This window comes from Deferribacterota bacterium, from assembly GCA_034189185.1.
In the GTDB taxonomy this organism is placed as follows: domain Bacteria; phylum Chrysiogenota; class Deferribacteres; order Deferribacterales; family UBA228; genus UBA228.
Genome location: JAXHVM010000050.1, coordinates 1 through 12,512, shown reverse-complemented (window position 1 = coordinate 12,512; position 12,512 = coordinate 1). Strand labels below are relative to the sequence as shown.

At 28.8% G+C, this 12,512-nt stretch carries 12 protein-coding genes; 7 read left to right on the top strand and 5 right to left on the bottom strand.

Going from position 1 to position 12,512, the window contains the following annotated elements:
* The first annotated feature begins 30 nt into the window (after nucleotides 1–30).
* Nucleotides 31–258, top strand: a complete 228-nt coding sequence (locus SVN78_05105; GenBank protein ID MDY6820981.1) for a DUF2905 domain-containing protein — start codon at nucleotides 31–33, stop codon at nucleotides 256–258.
* A 78-nt stretch (nucleotides 259–336) separates the two neighbouring features.
* Here SVN78_05105 and SVN78_05100 read toward each other — a convergent pair whose 3' ends face one another.
* The 4 genes from SVN78_05100 to SVN78_05085 all read right to left on the bottom strand — a co-directional run bounded on the left by SVN78_05100 (nucleotide 337) and on the right by SVN78_05085 (nucleotide 3,709).
* Nucleotides 337–552 carry a cold shock domain-containing protein gene (locus SVN78_05100; protein ID MDY6820980.1) on the bottom strand — a complete coding sequence of 72 codons (216 nt, stop codon included), beginning with the start codon at nucleotides 550–552 and terminating at the stop codon, nucleotides 337–339.
* A gap of 85 nt (nucleotides 553–637) precedes the next feature.
* Nucleotides 638–1,324, bottom strand: a complete 687-nt coding sequence (locus SVN78_05095; GenBank protein MDY6820979.1) for a cytochrome b5 domain-containing protein — start codon at nucleotides 1,322–1,324, stop codon at nucleotides 638–640.
* Between the two features lie 133 nt (nucleotides 1,325–1,457).
* Entirely contained in the window at nucleotides 1,458–2,609 is a 1,152-nt protein-coding gene (gene thiI, locus SVN78_05090; protein MDY6820978.1) for a tRNA uracil 4-sulfurtransferase ThiI, read from the bottom strand.
* On the bottom strand, nucleotides 2,606–3,709 hold the full coding sequence (locus tag SVN78_05085; GenBank protein ID MDY6820977.1) for an aminotransferase class V-fold PLP-dependent enzyme: 1,104 nt from the start codon (nucleotides 3,707–3,709) through the stop codon (nucleotides 2,606–2,608). Before SVN78_05085 ends, thiI begins: the two co-directional genes overlap by 4 nt.
* Before the next feature lie 171 nt (nucleotides 3,710–3,880).
* Between SVN78_05085 and SVN78_05080 the strand changes: the two genes are divergently transcribed.
* From SVN78_05080 to SVN78_05055, 6 genes are read left to right on the top strand one after another with little or no spacing between them, the layout of a single operon-like run.
* Nucleotides 3,881–4,576, top strand: coding sequence for an SDR family oxidoreductase (locus SVN78_05080; GenBank protein MDY6820976.1), 696 nt, complete (start codon nucleotides 3,881–3,883; stop codon nucleotides 4,574–4,576).
* A complete protein-coding gene (locus SVN78_05075) occupies nucleotides 4,557–5,678 on the top strand; it encodes an ABC transporter permease (GenBank protein MDY6820975.1) in 1,122 nt (373 codons plus the stop codon). The genes SVN78_05080 and SVN78_05075 overlap by 20 nt, the downstream gene beginning before the upstream one ends.
* A complete protein-coding gene (locus SVN78_05070; protein MDY6820974.1) occupies nucleotides 5,679–6,440 on the top strand; it encodes an ATP-binding cassette domain-containing protein in 762 nt (253 codons plus the stop codon).
* A gap of 4 nt (nucleotides 6,441–6,444) precedes the next feature.
* Nucleotides 6,445–7,350 (top strand): MlaD family protein, encoded by a 906-nt coding sequence (locus SVN78_05065; GenBank protein ID MDY6820973.1) that lies wholly within the window; start codon nucleotides 6,445–6,447, stop codon nucleotides 7,348–7,350.
* On the top strand, nucleotides 7,343–7,951 hold the full coding sequence (locus tag SVN78_05060) for a hypothetical protein (protein MDY6820972.1): 609 nt from the start codon (nucleotides 7,343–7,345) through the stop codon (nucleotides 7,949–7,951). The genes SVN78_05065 and SVN78_05060 overlap by 8 nt, the downstream gene beginning before the upstream one ends.
* A gap of 48 nt (nucleotides 7,952–7,999) precedes the next feature.
* Nucleotides 8,000–10,840 (top strand): DEAD/DEAH box helicase, encoded by a 2,841-nt coding sequence (locus tag SVN78_05055; protein ID MDY6820971.1) that lies wholly within the window; start codon nucleotides 8,000–8,002, stop codon nucleotides 10,838–10,840.
* On the opposite strand, the gene SVN78_05050 is transcribed toward SVN78_05055, so the two are convergent.
* Nucleotides 10,837–12,462 carry an AMP-binding protein gene (locus SVN78_05050; protein ID MDY6820970.1) on the bottom strand — a complete coding sequence of 542 codons (1,626 nt, stop codon included), beginning with the start codon at nucleotides 12,460–12,462 and terminating at the stop codon, nucleotides 10,837–10,839. The two genes, SVN78_05055 and SVN78_05050, sit on opposite strands and share 4 nt — an antisense overlap.
* Nucleotides 12,463–12,512: the final 50 nt, after the last annotated feature.

Here is a 12,512-nt window from a genome sequence, read left to right as displayed (position 1 = left end):
AGAAAATAATAAAAAATAAAGATATATATTATGCTTAATGGCTTTGGCAAATTTTTTATAATATTAGGTATTGTTTTTATTATCATTGGTTTATTTATTATCTTAAATAGTAAATTTAGCGATTACTTTAGATTCTTTAAGCTGCCAGGAGATATAATTATAAAAAAAGACAACTTTACTTTTTATTTCCCAATTGTCACTTCAATTATTATAAGTATTATTTTGACAATACTTTTAAATATATTCTTCAGAAAGTGATCAATATTTTTCTAGATTTAAAAAATTTATAGGAAGGAGAGAACTTCTATTGAAGTTCTCTCCTAACTGAAAAGCTTGCTATTCCGATTGTCTAACGATTATAACATTTGATGCTTGAGGACCTTTTGGCCCATCTATAATGTCAAATGTAACCTCGTCTCCTTCTTTTAAAGTTTTGAAACCTTTCATAGCAATTGCTGAGTAGTGAACGAATACATCAGAGCCGTTATTCCCTGTTACAAATCCATAGCCCTTTGAATCGTTAAACCACTTTACTTTCCCTTTGTTACTCATATTACACCTCATTTATTTCTTAGGCTTAAAGCCTACTTCTAAATAGCTTCTTATAATTATAATGTCAAGTAGTTTTTTTATTTTTTTATGACCAAGTGATTTTACCACCATTATATGCAACAAATGATATAATTGGAAGGTTTGCTAAGTATAATAAAAGATAAAAATATTTTATAGGCGAATCATATAACATCAAATCACCAAACACTAATCTAATCAATATAGTTGCAAAACTCGTTATAATAAATAAAATAGTAAATATAATTTTATTTCTAAAGATATTTGTCCACTTCATATTATAATTTATAATCCAACTAGCTAATCCTGCTAAAGCTGCAGGGAAAGCTGTAATAAATGCCCCTAATAGAGCATAAAGGGCAGTCAACTCAAAAGTTTTATTAATAAATATGACATGTAATGCATACATAAAAGCACTAAAATATATTAATCCCATAGGAAAATGTATAAGCATGGGATGTGGATGATACTTTCTATATAAATTCCTTAATACATCCTTATCTTTTAGCTTTTTGTTTTTTTCCTCTGCTAAATAACCAATCATTTCTAACCTTTTAAAAACCTCTTCACCATGCGGAGCTAAATTTAAATAATCAGTTAAATCTTCACCTGCATGATGCCTTGTCATATGTAACCCATTTTTCCAATGTTTACTCTTTGTAACATCATATATTTTGCCATTGTATGTTATATAAGCCTGTTTACCATCTTTTCCATTGTAATTTTTCAACTCTTCTAATTTTATTTTCTTCATAGTTCTAACCTATAAAATATTTTATTGTTATAAATTACTTAGAAAAATTTAAAATATTAATAAATTAATATCAAGTATAAATTAAAAAACTGATTAATAGTTATTTTTATCTTCTAAATATATTTTAAGAAATTTATATCAATTCTGTGTTGTAACTATAATCTATATAACTATTATTATATAAATTATCTTCAAAAGCTCTTATTTCATTAATATTTGCTTTTGTTGTGGGATTTTTTGGAGCAAATAACAAGCAACAATCTAAGCCATCACTAATTGATATATCATATGTTCCAATCTCTTTTGATAATTTAACAATCTCTTCCTTATCAAATCCTATTAATGGTCTAAAAATAGGTTTTGATACAGTCTCACTTATAGCATATATGTTATATATAGTTTGACTAGATACTTGACCCAAAGACTCACCTGTTGCTATAGCAAATGCAGCTTCACTACCGGCTATTTCCTCAGCAATTTTTGCCATAATTCTTCTTGATACTACTGTCCAATATTTTTCAGGCACATACTTACCAATAGAGATTTGAATTTTTGAATAATTAACAATACATAATTTAATCTTTTTAATGGTAATGGCTGATAAACGCATAACAATATTACGTACCTTTTGTAAGGTTTTCTCACCTGTATAGGGTGGGGTATGAAAATATATAGGTATAATATTAGCACCTCTTTTAGCCATCATAAAAGCTGCTACTGGAGAATCAATCCCAGCGGATAACATGCATACTATTTTACCTGAAGAGCCATAAGGAAGACCCCCTAATCCATTTTTCTTCTTAAAATAAATTTTAAAATGATTATTAAATACCTCAAAATATATTAATCTTTCCGGGTTTTTTACGTCTACCTTTAACTTAGAGCATTTTTCTAGTATTAACCTCCCAATACGTCTATTTAGCTCCATAGAGGTTAAATTATATGTCTTATCTACCCTTTTTGCTTTTATCTTAAAAGTTTTCACTCCTTCAAGAAGTTCAAGAATTATATTAACAGACTCATCAATATCTCTATCTATTTTATAGCCTTGATAAATTGTTTTAACACCTGGAACAAAAGCTATATCATCAATAATCTTTTCAATATTACCTGTAAAATTATCCATATGGATAATATATCTGCCCTGCTTTTCCTTATTTATATTTAGTTGGTACCTCTCTAGATAGCAATTTAGATTCTCTATTAATATATTTTCAAAATATTTCCTATTGTGACCTTTCAGAGATATTTCCCCTTCAGATAATAAAGTAAATTGTCTTTTCATATTATAAAAGTATTAACCACCTTATCAATGCTTTCGAATAATACCTCAAGATCTCTTATTGTGGTAGTTGGATGTAAAGACACCCTAATAGAAGTATCAATTATATCACTATTAAAATCCATTGATCTTAATGTTCTACTTCCCTTTGTCTTGCTACTACAAGCTGACCCACTTGAAACGTAAATCTCCATATCAGATAATGCATTTATTAAAACCTCTGAAGGTAGATTCATTGTAGAAAAATTAAATATATTATAAACCGAACAATCAGGCGAATTAATATTAAAGTTTCTTAACCTGCAATTATCTCTCAAAAAGTTATTTAGAGATTGTAAATGATTATTTTTATCATTAAAAATATTGTATGTTAATTTAGCTGCTTTAGCCATAGTATAGGCTGCATATACATTCTCAGTTCCGCTTCTTAAACCCATCTCTTGTCCACCACCCTCTAATAGAGGTTTAATTAAGTTTTTATTTTTTATATACATTGCAGCTATTCCTCTAAGACCCCCTATTTTGTGTGAAGAAAAACAAGCAAAATCTATATTTGTTAAATCAATTGGTCTTTTCGCAAATGATTGTGTTGTATCTGAAAAAATAAGTATATCTTTGTCAATCTCTTTAATTTTTTTTGAAATATTAGTTATATCATTTAGCGCACCTGTCTCATTGTTAACATGCATCAAACATATTAATTTTACATTGCCATCAATAAATTGCTCAATATCACTAAATTCAACATAGCCTTTTTTTGTCTTAATAGTCTCTCTTTTTATATCTGACATATTTATAAGTGGTTCATAAACAGCAGGATGTTCGCCCTCCCACAATATAACTTTATTTCTACCTTTATAATTTAGCCCTTTTATAATTGTATTTGAGGCTTCAGTTGCAGAGGAGAGAAATATTAAATTCTCTTTATATACACCTATTACATCAGCTAATATTGATCTTTGTTTTTCATAAAAATTCTTTGTCTCAATAGACGGTTTATACAATGAAGAGGGGTTATAAAAATATTTATTTATTACCTGGGCTATCTCCCTGGCCATACTCATATAAACTGGGTGAGTTGCCGCATAATCTAAATATATCATAATTAGTTTAATCTGTAATAGATTAGTAAATATATTATATGAAACTATAAATGTAAACAATCTATTTAATCTAGAAAATTTAAAAATTATTGAATAAATTATGTGGATTATAAGTATTTTTTATTTAAATTAATTCATATTATATTAACATAGATGATGCAGGAGGTAATAATGAATACAATTTTAATAACTGGAGCAAACAGGGGAATAGGGTTAGAAACAACGAAGATTTTTTCAAAAAATAATTGGAATGTTATAGCTTGCTGTAGAAATCCAAATGGTGAGATAGAGTTAAATATGCTTTCAAAAAATATGAACAATATAAAAATTTTAAAGCTAGATTTAGATAATTTTGATAATATTGAAAATTTAAAATATGAATTAAATAATACTAATATTGATATTTTACTAAATAATGCTGGTATCTATGGGGATCCTATTGGCCAAGAATTTGGTAAAATAAATTATGAATCCTTCAATAATGCTTTAAAAATAAATTTACTAGCGCCACTAAAATTATCTGAAACTCTTATAGATAATGTTTTAAAAAGTAATAAAAAGATAATTGCTTTTATTACATCAATGATGGGTAGCATAACATTAAATAAAAATGGGGATGAGATAATATATAGGGTTACAAAAGCTGCCGCTAATATGGCAGTAAAATGCCTTTCAAATAAGCTAAGAGACAAAAAAGTTACGGTGTTAGCTATGCACCCAGGATGGGTAAAAACAAGAATGGGAGGCCCTAATGCACCAACAACAGCAGTTGAATCAGCTAGTGGTATCTATAAAGTTTTAAGCACAATAACCTTTAAAAGTAGTGGCTTATTTATAGATTATAAGGGTGAAGTTTTGCCATGGTAAAGATACTATGAAAATAGATTATACAATTGATAGACAAACTCTTACTTTGTACCCCAGCAATATTGAACATATCTTGCATGATATTGGATCAATTAAACAGATAATAAAAAATAAAAAAATAAAAACAGTCTATCTGAATCTAAAAAATATTAATAGCTATGACGATTTTGCTGCATCAGTGGTATGTTATTTCCATAATAAAATTAAAACCTTTAATATATCATTAGAACTATTATCAGCACCTGATGACTTTAAATCATTATGTGATAATATCGAATCATTACAAATTACAAAAGATAAAGAAAGAGAAAAGGAGCAAATATTAGTATTAATTGGTAAGAAGACTTTTGAAATAATATATAAAATAATAAATCATATTGAATATATAGGTGATTTATTTGTATCACTTTTAACTATTATTATCAAACCAAAAATATTAAGAAAAAAAGAAACTATTGATCTGATGAATAAAGTTGGTGTTAATGCAATACCAATTGTTGGCTTAATAAGCTTTTTAATGGGATTAATTATGGCATTTATGTCTTCTATACAATTAAAACAATTTGGAGCAAATATATATGTTGCTAGTTTAGTTGGATTAGCTATGGCTAGAGAATTAGGCCCTATCATGACCTCTATAATAGTTGCAGGAAGAAGTGGTTCAGCGTTTGCCGCAGAATTAGGTACAATGAAAATTTCTGATGAAATTGATGCTTTAACTGTAATGGGTTTTAATATAAATAGATTTTTAGTCTTACCACGCCTTATTGCAACAATAATAGTACTACCTATACTTACTGTTTTCTCAAATTTATTTGCTAATATTGGTGGGCTATTGGTGGGAGTATTTATGTTAAACCTAACATTTCCTGCCTATATTCACCAACTATATGTTACCTTATCAGCTGGTGATATTCTACATGGCATAGTAAAAAGTGCAATTTTTGCCTTTTTAATAGCCGAAATTGGATGTTTTAGAGGGTTGACTGTTAAAAAAACAACAGATGATGTAGGAAAAGCTACAACATCTGCAGTTGTTAGTGGGATATTTTTAATCATACTTACAGATTCAATAATTGCTGTGTTATTAACCTATATTTAGATGGAAAATAATATTATAATAGAAGTAAGAAATCTTAAAATACAATTTGGTGAAAATATTATATTACAAGATGTAAATTTTACTGTAAGAAAAGGAGAGATTTTTGCAATCATTGGGGGTAGTGGTAGCGGAAAAACAGTTTTATTAAAACACTTAATTGGCCTTTTAGAATCATATAATGGCAACATATATATAGAAAGCAAAGATTTAAAAGAAATAAAAAAAGAATCCTATGATATTTTTTTAAATAAAATTGGAGTAGCTTTTCAATATGGTGCATTATTAGGCTCATTGACATTAGCAGAAAATATTATGTTACCTCTAATGGAATATAAAACAGACGATGAAGCTATTGCAAGAAGAATTGCTGCATGGAAATTATCATTAGTAGATCTTAAAGGGTTTGACAATTATTATCCTTCAGATATAAGTGGTGGTATGAAGAAGAGAGCTTCTATAGCAAGAGCTATTGCGCTAAATCCAAAAATATTATTTTTAGATGAGCCAACCTCTGGTTTAGATCCTATTACATCAACGGAGATAGACAATCTTATAAAAAGGCTCAACAAAAACCTTGGGACAACAATAATCCTGGTTACCCATGATATAGAATCTGTATTCTCCACAACTAATTCATTAATATTGCTTGATGGTTCTAAAAAAACAATAATTGCAAAGGGGCATCCTTTTGATGTATTTAATAATAATGATAGAGACGTCCAAAGGTTTTTTGAAAGGGTAAAAAAGAGTACGATTAGTTGATATTATGATAACAAAAAAAGTTAATTTTTTTGTAGGGTTATTTGTTTTAACGGGAGCATTTATATTAATTGGTGTAATTCTATGGCTATCTTCTAGCTATTTTTATAGCAAAGGCAATCTATATGTTGCATATTTTGATGAATCTGTTCAAGGTTTAGAGATTGGATCTTCCGTAAAATACAGAGGCATAAATATAGGTAGGGTAAAAAATATTGATATTGCGAAAAATTCAAGATATATAGAGGTAGTATTAGAGCTTAATAAGGATTTTACTTTAAAGAAAAACATGGTTGCCCAACTTAAAACTGTTGGGATTACAGGATTTATATATATTGAACTTGATATTATTGACAAAGAAGAAGGAGGCATCCTTATACCTGATTTTACCCCTAGATATGAAGTTATCCCTACAGTCAAATCTGATATAAGTCAAATTATGCAAAGTGTAAGCGATATAACTAAGGAATTTAAATCAATAGAATTATCTAAAATTGCAAATAATATAAATAAACTTATAAAGAGACTAGATCATACCGTAAAAGCACTATCTGTGGAACAATTTAGTAAACAATTAAATATGTCGTTATCTCAAACCGAAAAAATGCTAAAAGATTTTAACAAACTCATTAACAATATTGACGAAACTGTTGTTGCTAATAAGAAAAATATAGATAATCTCTTTAAAAAATGGGACAATACAAGTACAGAAATAAATTTACTAATTAGAGATATATCAAGTGTAATTAAAAATAATGATAAAGAGCTTAATATATTGCCAAAAAAATTGACTAATATATTAAATAAATTAGAATATATTATGTCTGACATGGATATATTGATTAATAAAATAAAAGATCAGCCTTCAATTATCTTTGCGCCACCACCAGAAAGGAGCATTTTAGATGAATAAGAAAATTATATCCCTTTTTATTCTAATAGTTATTCTATCAGGCTGCATTAAAATTACTTCAGAGCATCCTAAAGTACATTATTATATTATATCATTTATACCTGAAAAATTTGAAAAGAAGGCACTTCCAGTTAAAATAGATATAGAACCCTTCACCATCTCTCAAATATATAATACTGATAAATTTATATATAGAACGGATGAGTACGAAATTACTAAAGATTTTTATAATAGATGGATTATAAAACCAGCAAGTTTTATTACTGAATACATTAGAGATTATATCAGCTTTAACTTTATAGATGTCAATAAAATTAAACATTATGATAAATTTAAGATTAGAGGTCATATATATGAGTTTTACGCAAAAATAGATAAAGGAAGATTAGAGGCAGCGATTAATCTTAGTGTTAACCTCTATTGGTATAATAATATTATGAAAACTTACGATTTAATCTATACAAAGAATTATCGTGAAAGTACATCAACAAAAGATATAAGTGTAAAAGGTTATATAAAATCTATGGAAAAAAATATAAGTAATGTATCAAAAAGCATTTTAAATGATATATATTCTTATATCCAAAAAAAGATAACCTAATGAATATATATTTGTAATTTAATAAGCTAATAAGCTTAAAAAATATAAATGATTTCTAGTGTATTACAATATATAAAAAAAAGCACTTTAAACAAATATATAATATATGAAAAGACAATAAATTCATCAGCAGGCTCTTTTGTTTCAATTGATATCCTTAATGATAGTATCGCAAGTGAATTATTAAAAAGCAATAATATAAGCCACCTCTATTCACATCAATTTGAGGCTTATAAATTAGTTAATGATGAACATAATATATTACTGACAACTCCAACAGCATCAGGCAAAACTATTTGTTACAACCTCCCTATCTTGACAGAAACAATTAAAAATAGAAATACAAAAGCTCTATACCTATTTCCCATGAAGGCATTAGGCCATGACCAAAAAAGACAACTTGATGAATTTATTAATAATACAAAATATGGAAAAATAATCACAAGCAGTGTTATTGACGGCGATACAACTAAAACAGAGAGGAGAAAAATACTAAAAGATCCTCCTAATATAATAATATCAAATATTGATATTTTACACTATACTATTATGTCACATTTATCTGAATGGAGAGAATTTCTAAATGATGTTAAGTTTATAGTAATGGATGAAATACACGCTTATAAAGGTATTTTTGGTAGTCATGTATATAATATTTATAAACGATTTTTTAGACTTTTTAAGAATATACAGTTTATAGTGTCATCAGCAACTATAGGAAATCCTCTTGGATTTACTGAAAAATTAATTGGAAAGAAATTCACATTAATAAACAAAAATGGTGCCCCCTCAGGAAAAAAACAATTTCTTTTATTAAATCCTGATATACCCCTCTCATCTATAGCTACTTATCTAATTAGAATAAATCTTAATTCAAACATAAAGACTATTTGTTTTACTAAATCAAGGAGGGAGACCGAACAAATATATATAAACCTAATAAATAGCGATCCAACATTAAAAAATATTGTATCCTCTTACAGGGCTGGTTTTTTAGCTGAGGAAAGGAGAGAAATTGAAAGGAAATTGCAAAATGATATTCTAAAAGCAGTAATTTCAACCTCAGCTTTTGAGCTTGGAATAGATATAGGTGGTATTGATTCTACTATATTAGTTGGATACCCTGGGTCTTTAATAAATTTATGGCAAAGAGCAGGAAGATCGGGAAGAAATACAAAGGATAGCCTAATTATACTAATAGCTGGTAGAGATGCCCTTGATCAATACTACACTAAAACACCTGAAAAATTATTAAACGGCAAATTTGAAGAAATGACAGTTGATAGTGAAAATAGTGAGATAAACAAAAAACATATACATTGTGCTGCCTACGAAAAACCTATAAATATAGATGAAGAATATTACAAGTTTTTTAAAGATGACATCAACGCATTAATAGATAAAAATGAGCTTTTTTTAAATGCTGATAACACTCAAATTTTTACATTAAATAGATATCCTTACAAACACGTTGACTTAAGACAAATTGGAGATTCTTATAATATCATTTGTAATAATCTAGTTTTGGGTATGAATTCTGCAAGAAGGGTATATACTGAAATGTATAAAGGGGCTGTCTACCTACATAGAGGCTCCACATTTATTGTGCAAAAAATAGATAAATCAAGAAGAGAAATCTATGTTAAACCAGAGAATATTAATTATTACACCCTCCCCTTAGTTGAAAAAGAAACAATAATTATAAAAGTTTTTAAGGAGAAAGTAATAAAAAATCTTAAGGCTATATACTGTGAGCTAAAAGTTACTGAGACCTTAAAAGGCTATACAAAAATATCTACAAAAACAGGTGAAAAACTGCAAGAGATAGAGCTCTCATGTGAGCCAATATCCTTTAATACAAAGGGAATATCTCTCGTGTTAGATGAACATATATATGAAACACTAAAAGAAAAACACTTTAACCAGATGGGAAGCATTCATGCAGCAGAACATTCCCTTATTGCGCTTATACCAACATTTATACTATGTGATAGAAGTGATGTTGGTGGTATTTCATATCCCTATCATCCACAATTAGAAAAACCAGCCATATTTTTATATGATGGCTATCCAGGCGGAATAGGTATAAACAAAAGGATCTATGATGTAGTAGAAAACTTGATTACCCAAACTTATTATCATGTAAAAGAATGTGAGTGTTTAGAAGGTTGCCCTGCATGCATTTATTCCCCAAAATGTGGTTCAGGTAATTACCCTTTAGACAAAAAAGGATGCCTATACCTAATTGATGCTCTATTAAATAAAAAAGTAGAACATAATAAAAAATATACTGTAAATAATAGGCGTGAAAATAATAGTGGTATTATTGTCTTTGACTTAGAGACAAAATACTCAGCCGCATCAGTTGGCGGTTTTAAAAATGCTCATCTTATGGGCATATCAGTTGCAGTAGCCTATAATTTAATTACAAAAAAATATCTATATTTCAAAGAAAATGAAATAGATAAGCTTATAGATACATTAGAGAACGCAAAACTAATTATTGGCTTTAACATAATAAACTTTGATTTTAAAGTTATAACTGGATATAGATCACTGAATATAAAAAATATTCCAAAATTAGATATTTTTTTAGATATAAAAAATATAACTGGAAGGCGTTTTTCCTTAGAAAAGATTGCAACTTCAACAATAAATGCTAAAAAAAGTGGCAATGGTTTACTGGCCCTGAAATGGTATGAAGAAGGTTTGATTGATAAAATTTTAAAGTATTGCAAAAAGGATGTAGAGATAACAACCGATATATTATTATATGGTATAACAAATGGATGTGTTTTTGTTCCTGTACAAAACACATCCATTAGAGTACCTGTAAATTGGAACTACGTACATGAGTTAATAAACCTAAAAAATGTTACTAAATACTAAGTAACATTCATCTGTCTTAACTTCTTTTTATCCACTTTTTGAACGTTAGTAAGGGGTATTTTATCTACAATATATACCTTTTTTGGAACTGCATATTTTGCAACCCGCTCTCTTAGAAAGTTTAGTATCTCTTCTTCGGTTAAACTCTCTTTAAATTCCTCTTTTGGCTGTATATATACAACAACCCTTTCACTTCCTTCTCTTTCAGGATCTGGAACACCCACAGTTGCTGCCATATTAACTGCAGGATGTTCATAGAGTATATCATCCATCTCTCTTGAATATACCTTATAACCTGAAACTACAATCATATCTTTTGTTCTATCAACAACATAAAAATACCCGTCTTTATCAACATTTACAACATCCCCTGTCCTTATGAAACCATCTTCATCGATACCACTCCCCTCTTCTGGCCAATATCCAAGCATTCTCTGTGGCCCATCTAAACACATTTCAGCTCTTTTTCCTTTTACAACTTCTTCAATAGTTAATTCCTCTTCTGTAGCTACATCTAGAAATTTTACAATTGTATCGGGCATTGGAAATCCAATACATCTTCTTTTTTCTTTTTTTGAGAGTGCCTTAACCCTCCTTGTTAGTTTAAATAATATATAAAGGGTTTTAGTAAATATATATCCAAAGTTTTTTGTCCCCAATAACCTTACAAGTCTATTTAAAGTAAATCCAACACCTGGTATTGAAAACAAAATAGTATTAAATCTAACTGTTGTTTTACCGCCAAGTAGCCTATATAGAAGTGATGGGTTAAAATGGGTCACAGGGGACATCTCTGATAGACCATATCCCTCCATAACACCACTGCCTTTTTTATCCAATTCACTCTGAGCAGAAGATGGCAGTGGTGCCGAGCCTGATATACCAATAATAGAAACACCCTTCAACTCTTCCGTAGCCAATTTCATAAACTGTGTAGGAACTCCAATCTGTAGCACAGGGTGATATTTTTTAATCATGCTAGCCATTGTTTTTGTATCTCTAGGATCACTAATTAGTATCATATCTAAACCAATTAAATGCAGAGAATGTATTAAACTATGCCCATAAGAATGAAAAGCTGGAAGAGCCATTATAGCAGCTACAGCTCCCTCACTCAATATAGTTGATGCTTTCCCTAAACCCCAACTATTTTGAATTGCATTAGCATAAATATTTCTGTGGGTTAACATACAACCCTTTGGAACACCTGTGGTGCCACCAGTAAACAGTAGCGTTTCAATATCTTTTTTAACATTAAAGGTGATATTGGGGGGCTTAGGTTCATTATTAGAAATAAGTTTTAATAACCAATAGGCATTTTCTATAGGAAGCTTGCCATAATCTTGAGGAGGATTAGGGGTGTAATCATTATAATTACTAACAATAATAAACTTTAGGTTACATTCATCATTAAGCTTCTTCACACTATCAAGATAATGATCTAGGCATATGACTGCACTTGCAGAACATCTATTTAATTTATCCTTTATTTCAATAACAGGTTCAAGTTGGCTACAGGGAACATGTATTAATCCAGCACGAGAGATAGCATAGTCTGATATAATAAATTGAATACTTGTTGGCAATATTGTTGCAACTCTATCGCCCTTTTTAAGCCCCATGTTGATAGATTAGCAACAGCTTTTATCAATATGGGGCTTAAAAAGGGCGA

Coding starts and splice junctions, on each gene's coding strand:
- SVN78_05105 (MDY6820981.1), top strand. CDS start 31: ATGCTTAATGGCTTTGGCAAATTTTTTATAATATTAGGTATTGTTTTT.
- SVN78_05100 (MDY6820980.1), bottom strand. CDS start 552: ATGAGTAACAAAGGGAAAGTAAAGTGGTTTAACGATTCAAAGGGCTAT.
- SVN78_05095 (MDY6820979.1), bottom strand. CDS start 1,324: ATGAAGAAAATAAAATTAGAAGAGTTGAAAAATTACAATGGAAAAGAT.
- thiI (MDY6820978.1), bottom strand. CDS start 2,609: ATGAAAAGACAATTTACTTTATTATCTGAAGGGGAAATATCTCTGAAA.
- SVN78_05085 (MDY6820977.1), bottom strand. CDS start 3,709: ATGATATATTTAGATTATGCGGCAACTCACCCAGTTTATATGAGTATG.
- SVN78_05080 (MDY6820976.1), top strand. CDS start 3,881: ATGAATACAATTTTAATAACTGGAGCAAACAGGGGAATAGGGTTAGAA.
- SVN78_05070 (MDY6820974.1), top strand. CDS start 5,679: ATGGAAAATAATATTATAATAGAAGTAAGAAATCTTAAAATACAATTT.
- SVN78_05065 (MDY6820973.1), top strand. CDS start 6,445: ATGATAACAAAAAAAGTTAATTTTTTTGTAGGGTTATTTGTTTTAACG.
- SVN78_05060 (MDY6820972.1), top strand. CDS start 7,343: ATGAATAAGAAAATTATATCCCTTTTTATTCTAATAGTTATTCTATCA.
- SVN78_05055 (MDY6820971.1), top strand. CDS start 8,000: ATGATTTCTAGTGTATTACAATATATAAAAAAAAGCACTTTAAACAAA.
- SVN78_05050 (MDY6820970.1), bottom strand. CDS start 12,462: ATGGGGCTTAAAAAGGGCGATAGAGTTGCAACAATATTGCCAACAAGT.